The sequence below is a fragment of the Bradyrhizobium sp. MI1.4 genome (genome assembly GCF_055811315.1).
In genome coordinates, this window is the sequence record NZ_JBVVPP010000034.1 from 21485 (window position 1) to 47062 (window position 25578).

Genomic DNA, 25578 nt, shown 5'->3' on the forward strand with positions numbered 1-25578 from the left:
AACGATGCATAGACGGCTTGCATTCATCGATACGCTGCGCGGCATTGCCGTGTTGGCGGTGCTGTTCCAGCACGTGTTCGAGGTGATCGTCCAGAAGCACCCCACCGGCGCGTATTACTGGGTCTTCCACGATGCGATCGGCTACTACATGAACTTCGGCCGGTTCGGAGTCGTGCTGTTCTTCTTCGTCAGCGGATTCGTCATCCCGTTCAGTTTTCCGGACAGTGCTACTCCTGTGCGCGATTTCACGATCAGCCGCTTCTTTCGGCTCTACCCGGCGTACTGGACGTCGATGGTGATCGGGCTCGTCACGATGCAGGTGCTGGAGGCCAATGCCTACCCGTTGTCGCAGGTCATCGCGAACGTGACGATGCTGCAGACTTTCGTGAACATCCCGAACCTCTGGATCTTCTACTGGACGTTGGCGATCGAGCTCCTGTTCTATGTCGGATGCACCATTCTTTTCGCGATGGGATTGCTGAACCGGCGCTTTACTGCAGTTGCGATTGTCATTGCTGCGGCGCTGGTCGGGACCGCCGCAGCACTTCTGATCGAAAGCAGGACGGTGTCGTCGCTGATGGAGGTTGGGCTGAACCTTTCGGCGATGTTCCTGGGCAAGGTCATCCGCGACACCGTCATCGGCGGAAAGCTGCGATGGCCGCACGTCGCCGTTTGTACGGTGTTCTATGCGATCTTCGCCATCACGCTGGCGGAGAGGCGGTTCGGCGGCGTCTATCAGGAGAACTTCTTCTACAGCTATTCGATCGGGTCGGCTTATGTCTGCGCAGCGCTCGTCTTCATCGCGTTTGCGGCGTTCGGTGAGAGGATGGCCTGGCGCTCGATGGCGTTCGTGGGAACCATCAGCTATTCCGTCTATTTGATGTCGCCGTTCGTGATCGTCTGGATCCATCGCCTCGTCTGGCTCGGTGATGGACCGCTGGGATGGGCCGCTTTCGCCGCGCTGGTCGCAGCATTGTCAATTCTGGTCAGCTGGTCGACATATGCGTTCGTCGAGAAGCCCAGCATATCGTTCGGCCAGAGGTTCCGGTCGAAGCGCAGGAGGGCGGTCGTTCTCGAGCCGGCGCTCAGCGCGCAAGGGGCAGCTGAGTGATCGAAAAAACGCGCCAGCCGAATGCCGGATACGACGGATCTTTCGTTCCCTCCGTCCAGGGACTTCGTGGCATTGCGGCGCTGAGCGTGCTGATGGATCATTTCTACGACATGCCAAAGGGAGGCGTGTACGACATTCCGGATCCGGGCTTCCTGCCGCCGCTCTGGCTCTGGCTGCAATCGGTGATCAATGTCGGCGGCCACGGTGTCGAGCTGTTTTTCATGATCAGCGGCTTCCTGATCCCGGCCAGTCTGGTGCGGCACGGCTCGCTGCCAAGGTTCTTCTTCGACCGTGTCCTGCGCATCATGCCGGTGTTCGTCGTGCTGCATCTCGCGCTGTTCGTGATTGGCCCGATCGTGGGCTACAAATTCTTCCGCGGGATCGATCTGACCGGTTATCTCGCGATCTTCACGGCCAATCTGTTCTTCGTGCAGGACGCTCTCGGCTTGCCCATCGCTCAGCAGAATGCCTGGACCTTGACTTACGAATGGGCGTTCTACATCTGGTTCGGGCTGACATTCTCGGTGTGGCGCATCGGAGGGAGAATGCTGGCGGCGCCCCTGATCTTGCTGGGCGTGGCCTGTCTCCTGCATTGGCCGATCACGGCGTTCTTCTGCATTGGCATGCTTCTCAGCGCCACGGGTTGGCGCATCTCCATTCCGAGACCTCTTGGCTTGATGGCGGGCCTGACGTGCGGGGTCGCCATGTACGCGAGCCTGGTGCTGTTTCACCCGTTCGTAGGTCTTATTCCGGGCCTTTTGCTGTTCGCCATGGTGCTGGCCCCGGACTCCGGTCTCGCCAGGGCGCTCAGCACGCCGGCCCTGCAGTATGTCGGCAAGATAAGTTACAGCCTTTATCTCGTGCACCCGTTCGTCCTGTTTCCGTTACAGGTGATCGGGCTCAAGCTCGTCGCTGTCGGTGTCGACCGCTGGCTGCTGTGGGCAGCATTCATCCTGCTGGGATCGTTGATGTCGCTGGTTGCAAGCGCGATCACCTACGAGCTGATCGAGGTGAGGCTGAGACGATTGTTGGATGGCGCGGTCCGCGGCATGTTCTTTCGGTCATTGAGCAAGATGGAACAGTCCGCCTAGAAGATCGCAATATAAGTCACGATCAGCTCACGGTACGGCCGGCAAGCTTGCGGTAGGATGGCAACAGGCCATCGGCGATGCGATCCCAGTTCAACTGGCCCGCCGCTGTCTGCCGTGCACCGTCGGTCAATGTCGCGGTAAGCGATTTCGAGGTCAGGACGCGTTCGAGCGCATCGGCCAAGGCGGCAGCATTACCAGGCGGGACCAGAAGCCCGTTCACGCCGTCTGTCACGACGTCAGGAATGCCACCGGTGGCGCTGGCGACGACGGGACGGGAATTCCCGTAAGCAGACGCCAGCACGCCGCTCTGCGTCGCATCCTTATAGGGCAGGGCGACCACGGTCGCAGACTGAAATAATTGTCCCGTATCCTCGGGCGAGATATAGGCATCGATCGTTTTGACCGTCGGCATGGCCTCCATGCGCGCGCCGAGCCGCGTCATCTCGGGACCGCGGCCCGCGACGATCGCTTCGTGCGCCACGCCGCGCCGGTCCAGCAGGTCGATCGCATCGATGAAGATGTCCAACCCCTTGTAAGCCCACATCCGCCCAAAAAACAGGATTCGTGCAGATTCGGGTTCGATGGCCGCGGCGCGCGTCGGGGGCACCATGAGCACGCCGTGCATGCTGGAGACGATTTCTCCATTAAAGTCCGGCGTCGCATGGCGGAAATCTGCAATGCAGCTCTCGCCGTGCGTCGTGACGACTGACGCTGCCGCGCGCATGCGCGCGCGCCAGCCGTCCTCGCGCGGAGAGGTGCCCGAGCCGCCTTCCGAATGAGGAATTGCGTCGTGAACGGTCAGCACCAGCGGGATTCCAAGCGGACGCAGGAACTGGATCAGCTTGGATGTGTAGACTTCCGGAACTTCGTGACAATGAACCACGTCTGGACGAAACGAAATTATGTCCATGAATGAAGCTGGAATGCCGATGGCGCCGGCGCGGCGCAGGCTCAAATCGCGGATCCTTGTCTTGAAGGGTGTCGTCACCGCGATATCGGCCAGTTCCCACTGCTGGTTCGCATCCTTGCGGTTGAGGACGAGGCGAACATCGCAATGGCGCGCCAAGCCCGACGCGAGCCGGTAGGAATATTCTGCAAAATGCGGCGCGTAGATCGCCACGCGCAAGCGCCTGGAGTTGCGATTGGAGGCGGTGGTAGGCGAATTCATCAAGGCATCCATTTTGCATCACATCGCTGAGCCGGTTGGAGTGTAGTCCACGATTTGAACTCACTTCCACGCTAAATCGGATGATAGTTGGTGCTCATCTGATTGCCATAACGTCGTCGTACTGCTGCGCGATTGCTGCCGCCATCGGGACGGAGTGGAAAAGGGCGACGTCACGCGCGGTCATCGATTCCCTGTTTGTCTAGCGGGCGATTGTGATTGGATCTGTCGGAATTGGGTCGATTTTTTGATGAACGTCACTCCGGGCAAACAACATCAGGTCGTGGTCGCGTTGTTGTGGTCGCTGGCGCAGAACTGGGGCGGCCGTGCGCTGTCATTTGTTCTGTTCTTGATATTGGCGCGGCTGCTCAATCCTGCGGATTTCGGTCTTGCCGCGCTGGTTGGCTTCATCCTGCTGCTCCTGAGCTCCATTTCCGAATTCGGGTTCGGTGACGCGTTGATCCAGCGACGCACGCTCGAGCCTGCGGACGTGACACTGCCATTTTTCTGCTCACTGGCGGCATCGGTCCTCCTTGCCGTTCTCATCGCCCTGCTGGCGACCGATATCGAGCGTTGGCTCGACGTGAAGGGACTTGCGCCGCTCTTGACGGCTGCGAGCCTCTCGCTTCCGATCGGTACCGCCACGCTGTTCCAGGAGGCGCTCTACAAGCGCCAGATGGATTTTCGTGTGCTTGCGCTCAGGACCATGGTGGCGACCGCGATCTCCGGAGTGGTCGGGATCGCCTGTGCCTATGCCGGGTTCGGTGCCCTCAGTCTCGTGATCCAGGTGGTCGTTCAGAGCGCGGTCAGCGGCCTGTGGCTCTGGAGCCAGCCCAGATGGCTCCCGATGCGCGGCTACGATCTGAAGAGCTTGCGCGAACTCTCCGGCTACAGCATCCACGTCGTGTCGAACAGGCTGCTGGACTTCGCCATCGTGCGTACGATCGACATGATCATCCTGTCGCTTTATGGCGTCGCGGCCTTGGGCATCTACACGGTGGGTGCGCGGGTCTACATTATCCTGATGCAGTTGCTGACACAGGCGGTCATGGACGTCGCGCTGAGCGCACTGTCCAAGATCGCGCATGAGCGTCACCGTATTGCCGACGCCTATCTGCGAAGCGTGAGCCTCGGAGCATTGATTGGCTCTCCGGTCTTTGTGCTCCTGGCGGCGATCGCGCCGGAGTTCTCCCTGCTGCTGTTCGGCTCAAAATGGGCCGGCAGCGAAGCCGTGATGAGGCCGCTGATGCTCATCGGCGCGATTCAGACGGTGCAGTTCGTGAACAGCGCCTATTTTGGCGCCATGGGCAAGCCCAACTACGTCTTCCTGCTGAACATTCTCAAATTCGCCACGGTGGTACCCGCAATGTTCCTGCTGCCGTCGCACGACATTGGTCAGCTGGCCACCATCTTCGCTGTCGCGCAGCTCGTGGTGACGCCCGTGACGTTCGCGCTGGCGCTCAGGCTGCTGGGCCTGAGCTGGAACCAGTTTCTGCGGCCCGTCGCGGGCTGTCTTTGCGCCATCCTTCTGGCTTATGGCGCAGTTGCGCTATGCCGCGAAGCGACCCCGGACATGAATCCCTATTTGCGGATAGGACTGCTCTCGTCATGTTTCGGGGCGACCTATCTGATGAGCATCTTGCTGCTCTGGCGAAAGCAGCTGTTCTCCCTGATCGCTTTCGTCGTGAAGCGTGGTGCGACCGCCTGATGAAGACGAGGAAGACGTCGTGAAGCAATTGATTCCGGTACCCGTTCGCAAGCATCTCCGAGGCTGGCTCAACAGCGCGAAGAACACGCCCTTTGCGGTCGATCTGCTCGAGTTGCGCAGGTGGCAGATCGCCAGGAAGGCTATCGGCGGCAGTGCCGCGCCGCGCAACAACCCGCGCCGGCTCGTCCTGCTCCCGTCCGACCCCTGGAGCATTCATCAGTCGCGCGGCGATGAGGCCATGATCGAGGCGGCCGTCGGCGAGATGAAGCAGGCCCATCCGAACATCGAGGTCTACATTGTCACCGCCACCAAAGCGGCAAGCGCGGAAGTGCGCGCAATGGGGTTCAAGCCGCTCGAATTTTGGAGGCAGCCGTTTTCCTATATGACGGTGGCGCAGGAGCTTTCTCTCACCAGACCGGATTTCGGAATGGTTCTGGGGGCAGACGTGCTGGACGGCTACTATTCCCCCGTGGACGCCGCTCGCATGCTGCTCGTCGCCGATCTCATGGCAGCGTGCGGCGCCAAGGTCAGCGTGCTCGGATTCAGCTTCAACTCCCGTCCGGCCAAGGCATTGCGCGAGGTGTTTCGGCTGCTCGATCCCGGCGTGGTCTTGAATTTGCGCGATGCACTATCTCTTCAGCGCTTCAAAGAGTTCGCCCCGAATTGTGCGCACCTCGTCGCTGATTCCGCATTCATGCTGGTGCCACAGGCGGAGACCGCGGCTGTGAAGCAGATTGCGGCCGCGATTGCGGAGCAGCGCAGGCAGGGACGCGACGTCTTTGTCTTCAATATCCACCCGATGTTGTTCAGGAAATCCGAGCCGGCCAAGCTACGGCGAATGATCGAACTCGCGGCGAGCGCAATCGAGCGCATGTCTCGAGAGCATAACGCGAGCTGGGTGTTGCTCGCGCACGACTATCGTCCGGAGATCGCCGACGACAATTGCCTTCGACCGCTGGCCGGTCGCCTGAGCGCAGCGCTGGGCAACCATGTTCATCATGTCGAGCACGTGCTGTCAGCGAGCGAGATCAAGGCAGTCGTCGGTCTGGTGGACGGCGTCGTCACCGGCCGCATGCATCTTGCGATTGCGGCTCTCGGACAGGGAACGCCGGTTGCGGCGATCACATACCAGGACAAGTTCCAGGGCCTGTTCGCTCATTTCGGTGTGAGCGAATCGCTTCTTCTCTCACCTGAGCAACTGCTCGCGGGAGACAATCTCGAGAAGTTTCTGCTGAGGTTCCTCGGCGCCTACAAAATGGCCGGCGCGCAGGTCCGCAATATGTTGCCGGCAGTCATGGAGCTGTCGCGCGCCAACATCGCTCCACTGCGGGGCGATGGTCTGGTGTCGGTTGACGCGGCGTCCAACGGTAAGGTCGCCTGAGGGAAGCGGGCGGACGTCAGTTGGCGGCCTGCTCCGTCTCGTCGAAACGCACGGACGTCTTGGTGGCAGACGTATTGGTGACAGACGTCTTGCTGGTGACAGACGTCTTGGCGGACGATTGCACGTTGCGAGGCGATCCAAATCCGATGTCGGCCGCACGATTGATCAGCCGCCGCGCCGGGTTCTCGAAATAGGCATAGGTGCGATCGGCGATGATGGTCAGGATCGCGCAGCACGCGAGGGCGAAGAGGCCAAATTGATCCGGGCGCAGGCCAAGCGCGGTCCACAACGGCTTGAATACAGCGATGAGGACGGCGTCGTGCAGCATGTAGATCGAGTATGAGGTGTTGCCGAGCCGCCCGAGGAGCCGGCTGCCGGGAATTTGCACGAAGGCGCTCTCCCCGACGGCGGTGAGCAGGATCGCGCAGGAGAACAGAATGATGGCCAGATCCGGCTTGGCGAAGATGTTCAGGACAAGCACGGAGATCCCGAACAGGGCGACGCCGGCGAAGACAACTGGCTTCTGCCGATACGGATGCGACAACCTGAACAATATGGCGAGCAGGATTCCATTCAGGAAGCTCGGCAGCGCACGGAGCATCCCGTAGTCATAATTGGCTCCATACATCTGCGATCGTTCTTGCCAGATCGGCAAATGGCCGTGGGCCAGGACCAGATAGAGCGCAGCGACGATGGCGGCCAGCACCAGCGGATGGACCTTGCGTGCAAGCAGCATAAGCAGGGGAAAGATCAGATAGCAGAAGAATTCCGCGCTGATCGACCAGGACGGAGAGTTGAAGCTCAAATGATCGGTAACGCCCCAGGCCTGAAGCAGCACGAGGTTGTACAGGAAGTCCAGCGGCGTCGACCTCGCCGATCGGTCCAGACCGAACCCGATCAGCAATACGAACACGAGTAAAGTCAGAAAATGCAGCGGATAGATCCGCGCAATGCGGCGGATCATGAACCGGGAATATGCCTTGAGACCACGCGCGTCAGACGGATAGGAATAGGAGATCACGAACCCGGACAAGATGAAGAACATGTCCACGAAAAGGCCATAAGATCCGTTCCAGATCGGCGCGATACCGCTGTCGATGGTCTTCAGATGGAAAATGAAAACGCCGAGAGCGGCAACGAAACGATAGAAGTCGAGAACGACGAACCGTCTTGCTTCATTGGCTTCCATCGCGTGTCGAATTCCTTGCCTGACGCTACCGTCTGCTTAGCGGTCAATTGTGACGCAAGTTCGCTGGGCCGGCGTTCGACGGCAGGCGAATAGCCGTTATGCAGCTCCTGCCTCGCGACAAGGCAACCGCCTAATTATTGAACGGCGCCGGGACTTGCCTGAGCTGGTCCCGGCGCCTGAGATATTGATGCGATCCTGCGGACAATTCGCCGTGGTCAGACGAACAGGAAATCGTGGCTCGTCAGGCTGGCGACGTTGACGTTCTTCAGGAGGATCGAGTCGCTGGCCGAAAGCGTGACCAGGGCGTTCGCGCCCGACTGCGTGATTTGCAGATGGCCGTAGTCCGCGGCGAGGAGCTTCGAGATCTGGATCACGTCGTGAGTGGCGGCGTCGCCGGCCTGGAAGTTGACGATCTGGTCTTGGCCGTGATCGTAGACGATTGTGGTCGAGCTCGGCGCCCCCGAGAACAGGTCGTTGCCGGCCCCGCCCTGGATCGTCACGCCGCTCGCAACCGCCGTGACGTTGTGTGTGCCGTCGGTTTTGGTGTCGTCGAAGAACTGGAGTGCATTGGCTGAATTGTAGTTTTCGTGCTGCGTCGTGCCGGCCTGTCCGTTGAAGTTGAACAGGAACACGTCCTTCGAACCGTCGGCGTTGTTGGCGATCTCCTGGGTCTTGGAACCGGAGCCGTCGTAGATGCCGGTCAGCTTGCTGCCGTCGTTGTTGATGACCTGGGTATAGTCCAGCGTGCCATCGGCGTGGGTCCGGGTAAGCTCGACGATATGCCCGGAGGCATCGAGGTGCTGATGCTGCGTGGTGTAGGACTGCCCCTTGATGTTGTAGCTCCAATTGTCCGACGTGCCATCGGCGTTGGTAATGTACGCGGCAGTCTTGACGCCGTTGGTGTAGGCGGTCGTGGAGCTATAGCCGTCGATCTTCGTCGTCACCTCGCTGGTCAGAACGCCCTTGGCGTCGTACCAGTCCGAGGTTTTGGTCCCGTCTGAGCTCTGGACAAGCGTGAAGGCGAGGCTGCTATCGGCGTGGGTGCGCACGATGTTAGTGAGGAAGCCGGTCGGATCGTAGCTGTCGTGCTCGGTCGTGTAGGTCTGGCCCACGATATTGAACTGGAAGACGTCCTTCGAACCGTTGGCGTGGTAATCGGTCTCCGTCATCTTGACGCCGGAGGCATTGTAGTTGCTCACCACGCTGCTGCCGTCGCTATTGACGACTTGGCTGTAGTCGAGCGACCCGTCGGCATGCGTGCGGACCACTTCGGTCGTGACACCGGAGGGGTCGAGGTGCTGGTACTGCGTGGTATAGCTCTGACCTGTTATATTGTAGCTGTAATTGTCGTGGCTCTGGTCCGCATTGGTGATGTAGGCCGCGGTCTTGACGCCGTTGGTGTAGATCGTCGTTGCGCTGTAGCCGCTCGTCTTCTCCAGGACCTCACTGGTGAGGATGCCGCTGGCGTCGTACCAGTCCGAGACCTTGGTGCCGTCGCTGCCCTGCTGCAGTTTGAAAGCCAGGCTGCCATCGGCGTGCGTGCGAACGAGCGAGGTGAGGAAGCCCGCCGCATCGTAGATGTCGTGCTCGGTCGTGTAGGTCTGGCCGGTTATGTTGAGAAGCCAGATATCCTTGCTGCCATCGGCGTTATAGTCGGTTTCCTTCGTCCGCTTTCCCGCTGAGTCATAGTTGGTGACGACGCTGCTACCGTCGTTGTTGATGACCTGCGTATAGTCGAGCGTGCCGTCGGCATGCTTGCGGGTCACGGCCGTGACCTTGCCGGAGGGATCGACGTGCTGGATCAGTGTGCTGTAGCTCTGGCCGGTGATGCCATAGGCGTAATTGTCCTGGCTGCCGTCGGCATTCTTGACATAGGCGTTGGTTTTGACGCCGTTGCTGTAGAGCGTCGTCGAGCTGAAACCGTTGGCCTTTTGGACGACTTCGCTGGTGAGGCTGCCGGCGGCATTGTACCAATCGGTCGTCTTGGTGCCGTCGGTCGTTTGCACCAGCTTGAACGCCAGGCTGCCATCGGTGTGGAGGCGCGTCAGGGTCGTGAGAAAGCCGGTCGTATCGTAAACGTCGTGCTCGGTCGCGTAGTTCTGGCCCTTGATGTTGTAGGTCCAGACGTCCTTGCTGCGATCGGCATGGTAGTCGGTCTCGACCAGCTTGACCCCCGTGGCGCTATAGGTGGTGATCACGCGACTGCCGTCGCTGTTGTAGACCTGTGTCGAATCGAGCGAGCCGTCCGCATGGCTGCGGACCACGGACGTGACCTTGCCGGTTGAATCCAGGTGCTGGACTTGGCTCGTGTAGCTCTGCCCCTTGATGTTGTAGGTATAGTTGTCCTGGGTGTGGTCGGCGTTCTTGACGTAGACCGTGGTCTTCACGCCGTTGGTGTAGATGGCCGTCGAATAATAGCCGTCCGGTTTTTGCACGACTTCGCTGAGAAGCGTGCCGGTGGTGTTGTAGGTGTCGGTGGTCTTGGTTCCGTCGGTAGCGAAATGGACGGAGGTGGTCTTTACGCCGCCGGTGTAGCCGATCGCGTCTTTGGACCCGTCGGTGTAGACGATCGTGGTCGAAGTGGGCAGTCCGCTTGCGTTCAGGCCGGTGTCCGCTTTCGACAGGAGGTTGCCGCTGGCATCATAGGTTTTCGTGCTGCTCCAGGTCGCGGCCGAGTTCGTGATCGAGAAGGAATGGCCGCCCTGGATCTTGGACAGCGCATTGCCGTAATGCGCGATCATATAGTCCATCGTCGCCTTCGAAGCGACGGGCAGGACATGCGAGTCGGTGAGCGTAATGGCTTGAAGCGCCGTCGACGTGCTCAGGTCGGACAGTTGCGGCACGATCTCGGCAGCCGTACCGCTGACACTGGTTCGGGTGTCCGGCGGAATCGGGGTGGTCGCAGGCGCGTCGATCTCGATGATCAGCGGGTGATCGCTGACCGGAATCGTAATGGTGCTGACGTCCGTGTAGCTCGCGATCGCGGTGGTCCCGGTCAGCGTGTCGTACACCTTGACCGAATGATGCACGCCGCCCAGGTTCACCGTGACCGTCTGGGTCGGATTGGAGATCTCGGCATCGGCCGCATCATTCCAGAGCTTCGGCTCCGCCCAAACGACAAGCTCGTAGGCGCCATTGCTCTTGCCGAGCACCATGCTGTTGCCCGAGGCCGGCATGTTGCTGAGGGTGTAGTTCAATGGATTAGTCGGCTGCAGGCCGCCCTTGCCGTCATCGGCCAGAATGCTCGTCAGGTTGTGAATTGCCGTCGCGGCGAGCTTCGGCGTTCCGTCGGAGTTGAATAGACCGAAGTTGGCTTCAGGATTGGTGTTGCTGGCGGACGAGTCGCGATCGAACATCTCGTAGAGATAGGTCGCACTCACGCCAGCCTTGTAGGCATCCACCAGGGTGTTCAAGATCGACTTGGCCTGCACCGTCTCGTCGACACCGAGATATTGGGTGTTGGCTTGGGTGGTGTAGCCGGTCTCCGTAATCACGATGGGCTTTCCCGGCGCGGCGGTCGAGACGGCGCTCAAGGTGGCAGCAAGTGAGCTGCTGGTCGTCAAGCTGGTGCTGACATAGGCATGCGCATTGGCGAAATCGACCGAGCCCGACATGTTGCCGAGCTGGCTGTAGCCTTGGGGATCGTTGTAGGCGAGCGACAAATTGATGACGGGAATGCTGGAAAGCGTGCCGTCTGCCTTGACCGCCTGATAGAGCGCGCTTTGGAACTGGGCCGCGGCGCTAAGGCTCGAGCTGCCATTGTAGCTGAAGGGCTGGTGATTGGCCTCGTTGAGCCCCTCGATGGCGCTGATGCTGCCTGGATGGCTCGCCACGAACTTCTCGAGCGACACGATATACTTCTGGAGGCCGGCGGTGCCCAGCTGGGGCAGGGCGGACGACACCAGGAAGTCGAATTTGTAGCCGGCAGCCGCCAGCCCTTCAACGACCGGTTGTGCGGCGGGGCTGGTTCCCATCGCGTCGCGCAAATGGGTGACGCCAAGATACTTCAGGTCATCGACCATCAATGCGAGGTTATTGTAGTCGGTCCACCCGAAGCCGGCATGCGTGTTGACGCCGATGGAGTTGATGAAGCCGCTTGCGGAGAGGACGGTTTGATCTGACGACATTTCACACTCGAGTTTCTACGCGAACGAAATTGCTCGCAGGGATTTGCGTTCAACCTTCTCGATCGAGTGTGAATTTCAGATAAAAATCGGAGCTACAAATCGAGAGCGATCAGCAGTTCCTCGCAGGAACAGCTCGACTCTGATTCAAGACAATAACGATGTCGTGCCGACGCAGCATGACCTCAACATGGCGCTTCCAAGAATTCGCAAGGTTTCACTGCTGAATCTATGCGCATGTCGCGCTTCAATGATGCATGTGACTTGGGGCGCGGAGCTGTGAAGCTGTCAGGCCGACCCGATGCGCTGGTAGATTTTGCCGGCACGAGCAAGTCACTCAATATTCTCGTACTGGTTGTCAGTCACTTCGCCGCATTTTGAAGCGAAGTAGAGAGTTCCACGGTAGGAACTTCGCGGACGCGGGCAGAGCGTCAAGGGCGCATCTAGCTCCAAAGAAGGTTTGCAAGAGACCGGTCGACAGATCAGCTCGGGCGGGCCAGGAGGAGAAAGTTTCCGCGCCAGCCGACCGCAGCCGTGACGATTGCGGCGATGACGATCTTTCCAGCAAGCCACGCCGCCGGTTCGCTCGGCGCATGACTGAGCGATCCGATCAGAATGGCGGCTGCGAGCGCCTGAAGCACCAAGGGCCAGCGCGGGAACGCATCGAACCTGAGGGTAGGGCCAAGCCCGGCCAAGATCGCCGCGAGCGTGGCGATCGAGGCGCAGGTGACTGCCGCTTGGGGTGACAGGCCGGCCCAGACGGCAACCAGGGAGAACGCCGCAACCATTGCCAGCTGCCCGGCAGCAACGAGGGCGAGCCTGGTCGCGAGCTTTTCCAGGTGGGGAACGACCGCGATCGTCGCCTGCAGGTGGGTATGGAGGAAGTAGAAAGCAGCGACCGCCGGCCCTGTCGCCAGGAAGCCCTCGACGCTCTCCCGCGGGACCAGGATGCGGGCCGCGTCCGGAATGAAGGCGACAAGCCCGCCCAGCAGGACCAGGGTTGTGCAGATCATGAACTCGAACATGTGCCGCGCCGATTGTCTCGACGTCGTGGCGCTCCCGTGCTCGAAATCATTGACCACTTCAGGATAACTCACGGTGTGGATCGCCGCATTGAGGACCCAGAAGGGACGTTGCAGCAGGTCCAGCGCAATGGAAAATCCTGCACCGGCTCCTGTGGCGCCGAGTCGCCCGACGACGATGATACGAAGCAGAACCGGCACGGACAAATGGATCACGGACGCGCCGGCTGCAAGCATGCCGTAACGCGAGAAGTCCTTCCAGTCAGCCAGCATTGTTCGCAGCGACACGCGATCCAGCGGCGTGCGATATGCGATGAGACCGGCAAGGAGCCCAAGCAGGTGACCCAATGCGATGCCGAGCAGCGTTGCTTCGGCCGTGCCTGAGATCATTCCGCCCGAGACGGCCCCGCCCAAAAGAGCCGTCGCACGCAAGGCAAGAAGGCAGGAGGCGGTCCCCAGCCGGTTCGACAGTCGTACCGACAAGAAGTACAAATCGGTCGAGCCCTGAAGAACGGCCACGCTCAGGCCGAGGACGACCAGCCGTGGCGTGAGGCCGCTGACCAAGGAGGCGCAGCTCCCGACCGCAACGAGCGCGCCGGCGCTCATGAGGGCCGCCGCAAAGAGCGACGATCTCAGTCGAGCCGCCTCGCTCTCCTTGGCGGCCGCAAGAAAGCGCAGCCCCGCGAGCTGCAGCCACTCGAACATGAGGACGCAGAGCAACTGGCTCGAGGCCATTGCGAGAGAATAATTGGTGTAGTCGGCGGCAGGCAGCAGGTGACTGATCACAAAGATCAGGATGATCGCTGCTGCGCTTTGGTAAACGTAGCCGGCGATCGCGAAGAGACGTGTCATCTCGGAATGAAGCTACTCTTTGCCACCGCATGCGCTTGTGGTACCCCGGCTATTGCCGGGCGCACGGACGACATCCGTCGCTGACGCAGTTGTTCATACAGGTTCTTGTACGACGACAATACGTCGGAAAAGATCCACTTGTTCGTGTCGGCGATAAGCCGACGGCTGATCTCGTCGATCTTGTGCGGGTCCGCGGCGATTTCGCGCATGCTCGTGGCCAGGGATTGTGGATCTGCTTCGGTCAACCACCCGGTTACGCCATGCTCGATCGCCTCCGGCATGCCGCCAAAGTGCGTACCGAGCAGCGGTCTGCCCGCCGCCTTGGCGTCGGCGACGACGAGCGGGCCGGGATCGTGCCAGATGGACGGAGCGACCACGACGTCGACTTGCCTGTAGAATTCATCGGGAGACACGAATCCCATGAACTCGACCCGTGCATGCGGCGCCAGTGCTCTCAGGCGCTGTTGTTCCTGATCGCCCAAGCGGCCGGCAATCATCATCCGGATCCGATCGGGCGGCAGCATGGCCAGCGCTCGCATGAGATTGTCGATGCCCTTCTCCTCGGTGATCCGTCCGATGAAGCCGAATGTCACTTCCGTCGTGCAGACAGGCCGCGGGTAGGGTGAGCGCGGCGGCTCAGTCGAGGCATTGCGGATGACGGTGCGGATTGGCGTCTCGGCAAACATGCCCATATCGGTGTGAATGGAGAGGACGCGCTCGCTGACGCCGACCACGGCATCGAGCCAATGCGTCGCCCGTTTGCGGTGGTACGTCAGGATCCCACAGCTCGTACAGGTGTGTTCGCAGGAGCGGCCCTTGTCGAAGCGGGAACAGCGTGGACACGTCAAATAATAATCATGAAGCGTATGCAGGACCGGAACTCCGAGCTTGGCGGCTACCCGCCAGATCGCCGTGGTCAGGCCCGATAAATTATTGGAATGCAGAACGTCCGGCTTGAAAGCGCGAATGCGCTCCGCGATCATCGGGGCCTGGATCTGCCAATCGTCGATCGCATGCCAGATGCTTCGTTTCACGACGTTCTTTTGCTCCGTGAACGGCGCATAGACGTTTTGCACCGGTGCGGAATAGACGTTGATACCGTTGCATAATTCACGGCCCTGCTCGGGTGCGGATGCGGCGCGCACCACCTCGACCTCGTCGCCGCGCTGAGCCAGGCCCTCGGCAAATCTCCGCGCGAAGATCTCTGCTCCGCCGACGATCTTTGGTGCCTGCGGGGTCGGATAAAGCGTGGATGTCAAAAGGATCTTCATCGCGTCAACCTCTTTGTGCCGATCCGATTACCGTGCCGGCCGTATATCCAGTGCGGGAATGGCGTCATTATTGGCGGCGATCAGCACCGGCGTGCTCGAAACCGGCAGCCAGATCCCGGAGGCTGGCCTTGCAGTTGCATCGCAGGGGGCCGCGAAAGTCGCCCCCGGCAGATCGCCTCTGATCCGGACCTCGTAGCGTCGATCCGGATCCTCGGACCAGACCGCGATCTTGCCGCCGGTGGTCGAGGATGCTCCGATCGACATCACCCCGTTGGCAAGGCTTCTTCGTTCGGCGGTTAGAGTGGAACGGACGAATGCCCAGGCGCCACGCGCCGCGCAGGCTACGGGTTTGGGCGAATTGTCGAAACCGTAGAGGCCAAAATTGTCCTCCAGCTCGGCTGGATTCTGACCACTATTTTTGAGCTCATAGATCCACATCCCCTTGAGCCAGCGCGCCGCTGTCGAGGCCCACAGGATGAGCTGTGCCGTGTTATCGGCCTGAGCCTGCTCGCTGACACCACATTTGTTCGCAGCCGTGGTCCAGCCAGTCTCGGTCACGTAAATGGGGAAGTCGGGATTGCCGCTCGCTTGGCCGACCAGTCGATGGAACGCCGTGAGCCGGTCGATAATCTCGGCCGAATTGCGCTTCGCCGGCGCCATGCAGAAATTGTAGAGATGAATCGAGGCGCCATCGGCGTATTGAAGGATGCCGGTTTGCAGCATCTTCTCCGTCCACGTCCAACCGGGATCGTCGCCGATCGCGCCGACGACGAAAGGTGCATTCGGCACCGCCTGCTTGACCGCGGGCCGTGCTACCTTCGCGAGGGCCAGGTAGTTGTCGGCTGAGAATGAAGGGTCCTTCTTGGCTGCCAGATTCCACTCGTTCCAGAGTTCGAAGATCGGGCGCTGCGGCGCGACCGATCGCGCGGCCGCTGCCGCATAGTCCGCGAACCGCTGCCGGGCTTCGTCCGTCGTCGGAGGCGATGAGTTCGGCACGAGGTGATGGCCGAATGCAAGGATGAGGAGCGGCCGGGCGATGCCGGACTGAACCTGCGCGTCGAGCCTGCCCAACCGCGGCGTGAAGCCCATCCGACGTCCCGGCAATTCGAAATCAGACCAGGGAAAATCGTCGCGGAAGGCGTTAAAGCCCAGTTGCTTGATCTGGCTGACGTTCACGGAGGGCACGTAGCCTCGCGAACTGACCGGCCCTCCCAGTCCCTGATGGGTGCCGATACCCAACAGGAATCTGCTTTCAAGCGTCTGAGCCTGTTGAGCGCATGCCGGGACAGACAGAGAAACAGACGCGATGAGGCTCGCGATCCAGAGCAGCCTGTTGCGACCCAAGGTGCGGTGGCCTGCCATCGCCTGGATCATACCCGTCATCATTTCTCGCCTGCCGCAACTCACCTCAAAAAGGCTTCGAGAGGTCCGATTGCAGTGCCACGTTCTGCTCGACTCCGCTCTTGTTGTCGTCGAGGAGTTCGACATAGACCTGATGCAATTGGCGGTGTGTCTTCTGGACGTCATAAAACTGCTTGAAGCGATCGTAGCCGCGTTGCCCCAGGACCTTGAGATCCAGATCGAGCATCCGTCGGAAGCCGTCGATGAGAGGTTGAACCGCAACAGGTTCGCAAAGCACGCCGGTGACGCCGTCAACGACGATTTCAGGCAGCGCTCCGCTGTGGAAGGCCAGGATGGGCTTGGCCGCGCGCATCGCTTCCAGAGCGACGAGGCCGAAGGCCTCCCATCGTGACGGGATGACGACGAGATCGGCCGCCTCCAGCTGAGCCTCGATCTGCTGACGATCCAGCCAGCCTAGCAGCGAGACGTTGGCGGGAACCGCAGCTCCGTCGAACTTGTTGACCACGGAGGCGCCGACAATGCGAACATCCAGGACATCTTCGAGGGATCGTGCGGCCTCGATCAGGAGGTCGAAGCCCTTTTGTCGATCAAGACGGCCAATGAAAAGGACCTTGGCCTTCTTTGAAGTCCAATCTGTCGCAGCGCCGTACGGCAGTGGGCGGCTCTTGGAGATGCCATTGTGCACCAGGGTCAGACGGTCGGTCGGAATTCCCGCCCGGACCGCTTCATTGAATTCATCGCCGGAAATGCAGATGATACGATCCGACGTGCGGGCCAGAAGAGTCTCTGCAGCTTTTGCCGCCAGATGGCTCAGGCGGCCGGTCTCTCGCGAGAACGCCCAGCCATGCGGGCAATAGACGACGCGAGGACCTTCGGAACGAGCCGCCAACGCGGGCCTGAGAACGAGTCCGGCAAACGACGAATGGAGATGCATTACGTCGGGTTTGAAGGCGTCGAGCGCCTGCATGCTCGCCCGCAGCATCTGAAATAGTCCGGCGATGCTGCGGCCCGATCTGTCGAAGGTCGTGATCTGGCTGTCATCGATTCCGACGAGGTCGTGGCGATGATCCGATGGCACAACATAGTGCACGTTCTCCGCGCCGAAGCTCGCTTGCTGCTGCGGATGCAATTCGTTCAGGTAGCTCGCTATCCCACCCCGGATGGTTTCCGCGACATGCAGCACCTTCACCGCCTGCCTTGCGGAAGATTGAGTTGGGAAGATCGACATGGCGCATCCTTAATTGAGCATCAACGGATGCGATCACAATCCATCCAATCCATAGCGAGATTTGGGCAGCGGTGTGGTGTTGTTGCGCCGCGATGTCGAAGCTCTCTTGCTTCGAAGTCGAACGTACACACGGAACTCGTTGGATGGCGGCCGTTGTCGCCGCTATGCGCGCGACGCGAGAAAATCCAACAGTGCTCGCGCCGAGTCTTGCCACGAATATAATGCAAGACGATCTTGTTGCTTTCGGCGCTCCTGATCAGAGATTGCGCCGATTGCCAACCTTTCGAGCATAAGCTGTTGCAGCGCTTGAGCATCGTTGGCGCAAAAATAAGCAGCTGCTTCGCCGCACGTTTCCATCACCGCGTCAGCCGTCGAGGCTATGACCGGACAGCCGAAGATCATGGCTTCAAGTGGCGGTACACCGAAGCCCTCGTATAGAGAGGGAAAGACAAACGCCAGAGCGTGCGCATACAGAGCTGCAATCTCGCCATCCGCCAGGCGTCCTGCCAGAAGCAGGCCCGATTCGCTCTCGCCCAGATTGTCTTGAAATACCTTGCTGTTATCTCCGCCGACAATGACGAGGGGAACGTCCTTTCGTTCGAGCAGCCGCGCCGCCTCGATTGCAACGGCGAGATTCTTGTTCTTGGTTCTGGAGCCGACAAAGAGAAAATATTTTCCCGGCTGAAGCCCTAATCGTTCGAGAATACCGTGATCAGGCGTTGTGGACGCGAAATGCTCCGCGCTGTTGGGGAATATCGGAATGTCCGTTTTCGAAAGGCCAAGCATTGCAGCCAATTCATTGCGAGAAAAGGCCGATACGGTCGCGATCGTGGCCCGCCGTGCAAGCAGGCGGCCCATCGTGCGGTGGACGGCCAAATAGCGCCAATTGAAGAAATCGGGCCGGCGGAAGACCTGTGCGTCGTGGATGACGACGATATGATCGCCATGAAACACAGGTCCGGCATTGGCCAGACTGATCAGGCGACCTCCAGCGGCGGCGCGCGCAAGTTCAATCTGATCCCAGGCATGTCCGCTCAGCCGTCCTATCTTGCGTACCTTGATGTGGGCGAGATTGATCGCTTCGCTCGTCTCGCTCGGCACGAGCAATTGCCACTCGGCTCCTCTGAGGGCAGCGGGCGATTGGTCGGACGCAAGCAACGCATCGATCGCTTTGACCAGTTCGGCGGCATAACGCTGAACGCCGGTCAGCTTTTGCGAGAGAAAGCGGCCGTTGATGAAAAGCTTCAATTTTGTGCCGTTCGGGTTGTCGATGCCACAACGCGTGGGTCGCGATTTGTGCTTTCGAACCAAATGTGACCACGGAAAGAAGCAGCCCGAAGGCACGAAATTATGACGGCATCGGTAGTGATCGCGCTGTTCGTTCGGCGCTCCCCGGGAACACTTGTTGAAAGTCTTGCCGGGCAGCCGGGAGCCTTTTATGGACGCGCGCCTGATGTTGCGTCGGCAGGCAGAGGGCGCTCCCGTCTGGTTAACTTGGGGAAGGCTGACATCCGAAGCGCCCGGCATTAAGCTTGCCGATGCGAGGGGGCTGTTCTCCAATGCTGAACCCTTGCCTCTACCGGTTCAGTCTGGCAATGCGGTATATGAGGACGGACAACGGAGTTTATTTTGGCCCCCGTGGTGGTTACCGGCGCTGCCGGCTTCATCGGCATGCATGTCTGTGAGCGCTTGCTTGCGCGCGGGGAACGAGTTGTCGGCATCGACGCAGTGACCCCTTACTATGATCCCGCGCTCAAGCGCGCTCGCCTCGAGACGCTCAAGCATGAGGCTTTCACGTTCCACGAGATCGACCTGGCGGATTTCGCTGCGGTGACGCGTGTGTTCGACGAGGTCTCGCCCGACCGCGTGGTGCACCTTGCGGCGCAGCCCGGCGTGCGCGCATCGATCGACGATCCCATCACCAGCATCCGCGCCAATTGTGATGGCTTCGTCACCGTGCTCGAAGCGGGCCGGCGCCACGGCCTGGCGCATCTCGTCTACGCCTCGTCGAGCTCCGTGTATGGCGCCAATCGCACCTTGCCGTATTCGACCGAGCATTCGGTCAATCATCCGGTCAGCCTCTATGCCGCGAGCAAGAAGGCCAACGAGCTGATGGCGCACACGTTCGCACATGTTCACAAGCTGCCGGTGACCGGACTTCGCTTCTTCACTGTCTATGGTCCATGGGGCCGGCCCGACATGGCCGCCTGGCTCTTCACGCGCGCGATCTTTGCGGGTGAGCCGATCAAGCTTTTCAATAATGGAAATATGTGGCGCGATTTCACCTATGTCGACGACATCGTCGAGGGCGTGATCCGCACCCTCGATCGCCCCGCGACGCCGAATCCCGCGTGGAACGCCGAGCAGCCGGAAAACTCGTCGAGCTATGCGCCGTATCGCGTCTATAACATCGGCAACAATTGCTCGGTCGATTTGATCGAGTTCGTCGAGACACTGGAGAAGATCATCGGCAAGCCCGCGATCCGCACGCTTTTGCCGATGCAGGCAGGCGACGTCCTCGAGACGCGCGCCGACATTTCGGCCCTGCAACGCGACGTCGGCTTCACGCCCTCGACGCCGCTGGCGGATGGCTTGGGCCGCTTTGTCGAATGGTACCGAAATTATCACCGCGTATAAACCCCTCTCTTGAGTAGCTCACACGTGTCCCAAAAAATTATCCCCCTGATCATGTGCGGCGGTGCCGGAACGCGGCTGTGGCCGGCTTCGCGCGAGGTGCGCCCCAAGCAGTTCCTGCCGCTGTTCGGCACGCGCTCGACCTTCCAGGACACGCTGCTCCGCGTCTCCGAGGCCTCGCTGTTCGATCGCCCGATCGTCATCACCAATGCCTCCTACCGCTTCATGGTGCTGGAGCAGCTCGCGGAAATCGGCATCGAGGCCGACGTGATCCTCGAGCCGATGCGGCGCGATTCCGGTCCTGCGATCGCAGCCGGCGCGGTGTTTGCGCAGAACCGCTCGAGTGAGGCGATCGTGCTCGCGCTCGCCGCCGACCACGTGGTGCAGGACAATGCCGCGTTCGTCGCGGCGTGCCGCCAGGGCCTCACCGCCGCGAGCGCCGGGCGCATCGTCACCTTCGGCGTCAAGCCGGAGCGGCCGGCGACCGAATACGGCTATATCAGCCCGGGCGAGGTCATCTCCGGCGAGGTGCACGCGGTCGCGCGCTTTGTCGAGAAGCCGGATGCGGTGAAGGCAGCCGACTACCTCAATTCCGGCTATCTCTGGAACAGCGGCAACTTCATGTTCCCGGCCAGCGTATTGCTCGACGAATACCGCAAGGTCGATGCGGCGAGCGTGGAGACCATCTCCAATGCCGTGACCAATGCCGGCCGCGATCTCGGCTTCGTGACGCTGGAGCCCGAGGCGTTCGGCGCGGCCAAGGCGATCTCGATCGACTATGCGGTGATGGAGAAGACCGCGCGCGCAGCGGTGGTGCCGGTGTCGTGCGGCTGGTCCGACGTCGGCTCCTGGCACGCAGTGTGGGAATTGTCGGACAAGGACGCGCAAGGCAATGCGTCGCATGGCAGTGCGGTGTTCGAGGATAGCCGCAATTGCAACGTCACCACCGACTCCGCGCTGGTCGCGCTCGAAGGCGTCGACGATCTCATCGTGGTCGCGACCGCGGACGCAGTGCTGGTCTCGCGTCAGAAGGATGCCAACGGGCTCAAGCGGCTGGTCACGAAACTCAAGGCGGTCGCACCGAAGGTCACCGAGGAGCACCTCAAGGTGCATCGGCCCTGGGGCAGCTACCAGTCGGTCGACAATGGCGAGCGCCACCAGGTCAAGCGCATCGTGGTGAAGCCGGGCGGGCGTCTGTCGCTGCAGAAGCACCATCATCGCGCCGAGCACTGGATCGTGGTCCGCGGCACAGCCCGCGTCACCGTCAACGAGACCGTCAAAAGTGTGCACGAGAACGAGTCCATCTACATCCCGATGGGCGCGGTACACCGGATGGAGAACCCCGGTAAAATCATGCTGGAGCTGATCGAGGTCCAGACTGGAAGCTATCTCGGGGAAGACGACATCATCCGGATTGAAGACGACTATCAGCGCTCTTGAGCAGAATGTCGCTCCAACATTCCGCGAACATTTAGAAATTGTCTTGCGAATTGCGATGATCGGAGCAGGCTACTATGACCGACGACACGCACACAATCCGCTGCGGCGGGCTCGCCGCGACCATCAAGGCGCAAGGCGCGGAGATGTGTTCGCTGGCGAGCGATGCCGGCATCGAGTTCGTTTGGCAGGCGGGGGCGGCCTGGCCGCGCCATGCGCCGCTGTTGTTTCCGATCGTCGGGCGTCTCGCCAGTGACGAATTGCGGCACCGGGGCAGGACCTACCGGATGACCCAGCACGGCTTCGCGCGTGACAGCCGCTTTGCGTGGGTGGAACGTGGCGAAAGTCGCTGTATCCTGGTGCTCGAAGACAGCGAGACGACGCGCGCGCTCTACCCCTTTGCGTTCCGCCTGACGGCGACCTATGCGCTCGACGAATCCGGTCTCGATCTTTCACTCGTGGTCGCGAACACCGGCAAGGAGATGTTGCCGGCCTCGCTCGGCGGCCATCCCGCTTTCAACTGGCCGCTGCAACCAGGACTGGCGAAGGAGAGTTACGCGCTGAGCTTCGCGAACGCAGAGCCATCCCCCGTCCGCCGTCTCGACGGCGGCTTGCTGCGTCCGGCAACGGAGCCGAGCCCGGTCCAAGGCTCCGTGTTGCCCCTGTCAGAATCCCTGTTCGTCGACGACGCAATCATCTTCGATCGGATCGCGAGCACTTCGGTCCGCTATGCCGCGGAGCAGGGCGCGTCCACCGGGCCGTGGTTGAAAATGTCATGGCGCGGCTTTCGCGAGCTTGGCGTCTGGTCGAAACCGTCGGGCGCGCCGTTCCTCTGCATCGAGCCCTGGCGCGGCTATGCCAGTCCCGCCGGCTTCGACGGCGAATTCACTGACAAGGCGGGCCTGATGCACATCGCGCCCGGGACGGAAGAGCAATTGTCATTTCGGGTTGAGGTTGGATCGTCCTGAGGCCGGACGGCCTTCGCGCATCTCAAGTTCTCAGACCTCGATCCGCGTGAGGTCCTCGCCGAGCACGACAGGACCCGCGTAGTCCCGCCTGACATCCGCGAGCAGCGCATTCAGCATGGAATCATCGGTGCGAGGCCGGTGATGAGTCAGCGCGAGCTTCTTAACGCCGGCCTTGGCCGCGACCTTGCCGACTGTATCGCCGCAGGCGATCGTGAATTTCGCAAGCCGGCGCAGGTGCTCGTTGTCGATCTCCGGCGTGGCGAGAAAGCAGCACTGGACCAGCAGATCGGCCCCCTCAGCCAGTCGTTCGAGACCGGGGCACGGCACCGTATCGCCGGAAATTGCGATGACCTTGCCTTCGGCCTCGAAGCGGTAGCCGAGGCACGTCCAGCGTGCGAGGAAGGCCGGCGACATGTCGAGGCCGTCGCCATGCGAGACGAGTTCGGCACTGATCTTCCAGCGCCCGGTGTCGAGAACGGGGCCCGGTATAATGTCGGTCGCGACGACAGGTTTCCAGCCGCCGAAGCTCGGCTCGCCCTGATCGCGCCAGGTGATGTCCTTGTCGTAGACCTGCGTGACCAGCGTATTGACGAGCCGTTCGGTATCCGGCGGTCCATAGATGCGCAGATCGTCCTTGCGCCCGTGCATCCATGAATTGAGCATCACGTCGTAGAGGTCGCCAATGTGGTCGAAATGGTGATGGGTGAGAAAGACCGTGTTGATGGAGCCGAGCGGCACGCCGGCCTTGTTGAGCTGCACCATGACGCCGCGGCCTGCATCGATCAGGATATTTTCCTCGCCGAGCCTGATCAGCGTTGTCGTCGCCATGCGGCGCGGGTCCGGGCGCGGGCCGCCGGTGCCGAGCAGGATGACTTCCATGGCGCCACCTCCTGGGGCAGACTTTTCGGGCGTTACAGTAGATTTGAAGCGGTTGGCGAGGCAAGCGTCCGTGGGACGGCCGTCAGCCCCCACAACAACCGCTTGTGCGGGGCTCCCGAACATGATGCGCGGGACGAGAAGTGTGGGCCAATTCATACTTAATACGGCCAGATCGTGACCAATGTTGTTTGGGCGCGATAACGCGCCTAGTATTGCAGCAGGCAATTCGAGGGGGCTCGAACAGTCGTGAATGTACGTTCACAGGACGGCGCGCTCGGCGACCTGAGCTTCGAGGTCGGCCCGCAAGCACACAGGACATCCAACATCGTGGCTGATTCCGCAGTCCAGGAATTGCGTGTCGCTGGCCGCGAGCGGCTGATCGTCGTCGAGGACGATCCGGTGACGCGGACGATGCTGGTCGGCTATTTCAGCGAGAACAATTTCGACGTGGTCGGCGCCAGCTCCTGCGCGGAATGCCGCCAGGCGCTGCGGACGCGGACCGATCTCGTCTTCCTCGACGTGCAGCTGCCCGACGGCGACGGTTTCGATCTCGCCAAGGAGATCCAGGCGACCAGCAACGCGGGCATCATCTTCGTGACCCGCCGCGACACCGACGTCGATCGCATCCTCGGCCTCGAGGTCGCGGGCGACCACTACGTCACCAAGCCGATCGATCTGCGCGATCTGCTCGCGCGCGCGCGAAGCGTGCTGCGGCGGCGCTCGATCGACCGCAAGGCGGCGCGCAACCACAATTCGATCGCCTTCGGCGACTGGATCATCGACCTGACGCGGCGCGAGCTGCTCGGCAGCGACGGCAAGCCGGTGGCGCTGACGCGCGCCGAATTCGACCTGCTCGCAGCGCTCGTCGGTGCCGACGGCAGGCCGCTTAGCCGCGACTATCTGATCGAGGTCGTCAGCAATCGCCAGGCCGAGGTCGACATCCGCACCGTCGATGCCTTGGTGGCGAGGCTGCGCCGCAAGCTCGTCGGCAGCGGCACGCCCGTCATCACCACGGTCACCGGGGTCGGCTACAAGCTCGCGCTGAGCGAACGGCTCTAGAGCCGGGCGCAGCACGAAACGGTGCCGGCTGAGCCGTCGGCTTCAGCCACTGAAGCCGACCAGGAACCGAATGGCGAGAAAGGCCGACAGCGCCACGGCGCCGGTCGCGAAGATTGCAAACAAAACTCTCAAACTATTGTGCATGATCTCTATTCAGGTTCGGTTTCAAAGTCCGGTTTCAAAAATGTCGTTCGTCCAATCGCTGCTCGTCTCAAGGCAGGCGACTCTAATTCTATTGGCGTGATGCGATCCGTTTCCACTTGGCTTCGACGCGAGCCTTGATGATGCGGACCCGGGCTTCCTGTGCCGCCCAGTATGCCCTGCTCGCGACCGCCGTGCCTTGACGGTAACGTGCGTAAACGTCCTTCGGCTGCGCCGGTCTCTTTTGATTGTGCGCTGACTTCAAGACGGTGGGCGCCGGAGTTGGCGCCGGTGCCACATCTGGGACGGCGGCAGCCTGGTTTCCCACATTCATCGAGTTCATAGAGACAAGACGATTACGGGCGCGATGACAATAAACCTGGGAGCGCGGCGTCATGGACTCCTCGTCATGACCGGCTCGATATTTCATCAGGGCGCGGCAAAGGTCCCCGCCTGCCAGGCGCCATGCGCGGCTCAGATAGAGAACGCCATAGTGGATGTTGATATCGGGCTCTGCGAGCTCTGCGTTATGTCCCCGAAATCCGAGCATCGCTGCCGTTTCGGGTCGAATTTGCATGAGGCCGATCTCGCCGACGGCGCCAATGGTGCCCGGATTGTATCCGCTTTCAACGAAGACGACGGCCTCCGCGATGTCGGCGGGCAGATCGGTCCTGGCCGTTTCTCTTTCGATAATTTTTCGAATCGCCGCCCGCGAGGCCGGCGTCTCTCCAGCGCCGAGATCTGCATCGTGACCGCCAGCCGCCAACGCCGGTTCCGCGGCGTTCAGAGCGCTGCCCTGAGCGTGCACGGAGGTGGATGCCAACCAAAGCACAGCGATCGCAACGTGTGTGCACGCCGCGCGGGCATTGATGTGTGTTCGATCCCGCAGCATGGACATGTATTATATCTTTCGAGTTAACAACCGATTTTCTGGCGGCCTGGCTCGGACGGCGCGA

General features: G+C 61.0%; 18 protein-coding genes. 8 read left to right on the plus strand and 10 right to left on the minus strand.

Going from position 1 to position 25578, the window contains the following annotated elements:
• Positions 1 to 4: 4 nt before the first annotated feature.
• Positions 5 to 1111 (plus strand): acyltransferase family protein, encoded by a 1107-nt coding sequence (locus tag AC0L23_RS27740; protein WP_018458855.1) that lies wholly within the window; start codon positions 5 to 7, stop codon positions 1109 to 1111.
• On the plus strand, positions 1108 to 2202 hold the full coding sequence (locus AC0L23_RS27745) for an acyltransferase family protein (RefSeq protein ID WP_085357627.1): 1095 nt from the start codon (positions 1108 to 1110) through the stop codon (positions 2200 to 2202). Before AC0L23_RS27740 ends, AC0L23_RS27745 begins: the two co-directional genes overlap by 4 nt.
• Positions 2203 to 2224: 22 nt before the next feature.
• On the opposite strand, the gene AC0L23_RS27750 is transcribed toward AC0L23_RS27745, so the two are convergent.
• On the minus strand, positions 2225 to 3370 hold the full coding sequence (locus tag AC0L23_RS27750; protein ID WP_094183268.1) for a glycosyltransferase family 4 protein: 1146 nt from the start codon (positions 3368 to 3370) through the stop codon (positions 2225 to 2227).
• 247 nt (positions 3371 to 3617) lie between these two features.
• Between AC0L23_RS27750 and AC0L23_RS27755 the strand changes: the two genes are divergently transcribed.
• Positions 3618 to 5075: a lipopolysaccharide biosynthesis protein gene (locus tag AC0L23_RS27755; RefSeq protein ID WP_085357624.1), complete on the plus strand. Its 1458-nt coding sequence runs from the start codon at positions 3618 to 3620 to the stop codon at positions 5073 to 5075.
• 19 nt (positions 5076 to 5094) lie between these two features.
• Entirely contained in the window at positions 5095 to 6456 is a 1362-nt protein-coding gene (locus AC0L23_RS27760; RefSeq protein WP_240543141.1) for a polysaccharide pyruvyl transferase family protein, read from the plus strand.
• A gap of 16 nt (positions 6457 to 6472) precedes the next feature.
• Here the strand turns inward: AC0L23_RS27760 and AC0L23_RS27765 are convergent, their stop codons facing one another.
• From AC0L23_RS27765 to AC0L23_RS27795, 7 genes are all read right to left on the minus strand, one after another.
• On the minus strand, positions 6473 to 7645 hold the full coding sequence (locus AC0L23_RS27765; RefSeq protein WP_085357620.1) for an acyltransferase family protein: 1173 nt from the start codon (positions 7643 to 7645) through the stop codon (positions 6473 to 6475).
• Positions 7646 to 7860: 215 nt separating this feature from the next.
• Entirely contained in the window at positions 7861 to 11772 is a 3912-nt protein-coding gene (locus tag AC0L23_RS27770) for a glycoside hydrolase family protein (RefSeq protein WP_085357618.1), read from the minus strand.
• Between the two features lie 479 nt (positions 11773 to 12251).
• On the minus strand, positions 12252 to 13643 hold the full coding sequence (locus AC0L23_RS27775; RefSeq protein ID WP_085357616.1) for a hypothetical protein: 1392 nt from the start codon (positions 13641 to 13643) through the stop codon (positions 12252 to 12254).
• On the minus strand, positions 13640 to 14914 hold the full coding sequence (locus AC0L23_RS27780) for a glycosyltransferase family 4 protein (RefSeq protein ID WP_018458846.1): 1275 nt from the start codon (positions 14912 to 14914) through the stop codon (positions 13640 to 13642). Before AC0L23_RS27780 ends, AC0L23_RS27775 begins: the two co-directional genes overlap by 4 nt.
• A 27-nt stretch (positions 14915 to 14941) precedes the next feature.
• Entirely contained in the window at positions 14942 to 16297 is a 1356-nt protein-coding gene (locus AC0L23_RS27785) for a glycoside hydrolase family 5 protein (RefSeq protein WP_240543967.1), read from the minus strand.
• Between the two features lie 25 nt (positions 16298 to 16322).
• The gene (locus AC0L23_RS27790) at positions 16323 to 17465 is read right to left on the minus strand and encodes a glycosyltransferase (protein ID WP_018458844.1); all 1143 of its coding nucleotides are present in this window, start codon (positions 17463 to 17465) and stop codon (positions 16323 to 16325) included.
• Positions 17466 to 17666: 201 nt separating this feature from the next.
• The gene (locus tag AC0L23_RS27795) at positions 17667 to 19064 is read right to left on the minus strand and encodes a glycosyltransferase family 4 protein (protein ID WP_240543143.1); all 1398 of its coding nucleotides are present in this window, start codon (positions 19062 to 19064) and stop codon (positions 17667 to 17669) included.
• Positions 19065 to 19133: 69 nt separating this feature from the next.
• Here AC0L23_RS27795 and AC0L23_RS27800 point away from each other — a divergent pair, with 69 nt between their 5' ends.
• From AC0L23_RS27800 to AC0L23_RS27810, 3 genes are all read left to right on the plus strand, one after another.
• On the plus strand, positions 19134 to 20141 hold the full coding sequence (locus AC0L23_RS27800) for an NAD-dependent epimerase (RefSeq protein WP_026233673.1): 1008 nt from the start codon (positions 19134 to 19136) through the stop codon (positions 20139 to 20141).
• Between the two features lie 24 nt (positions 20142 to 20165).
• Positions 20166 to 21578 (plus strand): mannose-1-phosphate guanylyltransferase/mannose-6-phosphate isomerase, encoded by a 1413-nt coding sequence (locus tag AC0L23_RS27805; RefSeq protein ID WP_368508477.1) that lies wholly within the window; start codon positions 20166 to 20168, stop codon positions 21576 to 21578.
• A 74-nt stretch (positions 21579 to 21652) separates the two neighbouring features.
• On the plus strand, positions 21653 to 22543 hold the full coding sequence (locus AC0L23_RS27810; protein WP_085357447.1) for an aldose 1-epimerase family protein: 891 nt from the start codon (positions 21653 to 21655) through the stop codon (positions 22541 to 22543).
• A gap of 30 nt (positions 22544 to 22573) precedes the next feature.
• On the opposite strand, the gene AC0L23_RS27815 is transcribed toward AC0L23_RS27810, so the two are convergent.
• On the minus strand, positions 22574 to 23422 hold the full coding sequence (locus tag AC0L23_RS27815) for an MBL fold metallo-hydrolase (protein WP_085349963.1): 849 nt from the start codon (positions 23420 to 23422) through the stop codon (positions 22574 to 22576).
• Between the two features lie 246 nt (positions 23423 to 23668).
• Between AC0L23_RS27815 and AC0L23_RS27820 the strand changes: the two genes are divergently transcribed.
• Entirely contained in the window at positions 23669 to 24481 is an 813-nt protein-coding gene (locus tag AC0L23_RS27820; protein ID WP_085349962.1) for a response regulator transcription factor, read from the plus strand.
• A gap of 232 nt (positions 24482 to 24713) precedes the next feature.
• Here AC0L23_RS27820 and AC0L23_RS27825 read toward each other — a convergent pair whose 3' ends face one another.
• Positions 24714 to 25514 carry a transglycosylase SLT domain-containing protein gene (locus tag AC0L23_RS27825; RefSeq protein WP_085357466.1) on the minus strand — a complete coding sequence of 267 codons (801 nt, stop codon included), beginning with the start codon at positions 25512 to 25514 and terminating at the stop codon, positions 24714 to 24716.
• Positions 25515 to 25578 lie beyond the last annotated feature (64 nt).

Coding starts and splice junctions, on each gene's coding strand:
- AC0L23_RS27740 (WP_018458855.1), top strand. CDS start 5: ATGCATAGACGGCTTGCATTCATCGATACGCTGCGCGGCATTGCCGTG.
- AC0L23_RS27750 (WP_094183268.1), bottom strand. CDS start 3,370: ATGAATTCGCCTACCACCGCCTCCAATCGCAACTCCAGGCGCTTGCGC.
- AC0L23_RS27755 (WP_085357624.1), top strand. CDS start 3,618: ATGAACGTCACTCCGGGCAAACAACATCAGGTCGTGGTCGCGTTGTTG.
- AC0L23_RS27765 (WP_085357620.1), bottom strand. CDS start 7,645: ATGGAAGCCAATGAAGCAAGACGGTTCGTCGTTCTCGACTTCTATCGT.
- AC0L23_RS27770 (WP_085357618.1), bottom strand. CDS start 11,772: ATGTCGTCAGATCAAACCGTCCTCTCCGCAAGCGGCTTCATCAACTCC.
- AC0L23_RS27775 (WP_085357616.1), bottom strand. CDS start 13,643: ATGACACGTCTCTTCGCGATCGCCGGCTACGTTTACCAAAGCGCAGCA.
- AC0L23_RS27780 (WP_018458846.1), bottom strand. CDS start 14,914: ATGAAGATCCTTTTGACATCCACGCTTTATCCGACCCCGCAGGCACCA.
- AC0L23_RS27785 (WP_240543967.1), bottom strand. CDS start 16,297: ATGACGGGTATGATCCAGGCGATGGCAGGCCACCGCACCTTGGGTCGC.
- AC0L23_RS27810 (WP_085357447.1), top strand. CDS start 21,653: ATGACCGACGACACGCACACAATCCGCTGCGGCGGGCTCGCCGCGACC.
- AC0L23_RS27815 (WP_085349963.1), bottom strand. CDS start 23,422: ATGGAAGTCATCCTGCTCGGCACCGGCGGCCCGCGCCCGGACCCGCGC.
- AC0L23_RS27825 (WP_085357466.1), bottom strand. CDS start 25,514: ATGCTGCGGGATCGAACACACATCAATGCCCGCGCGGCGTGCACACAC.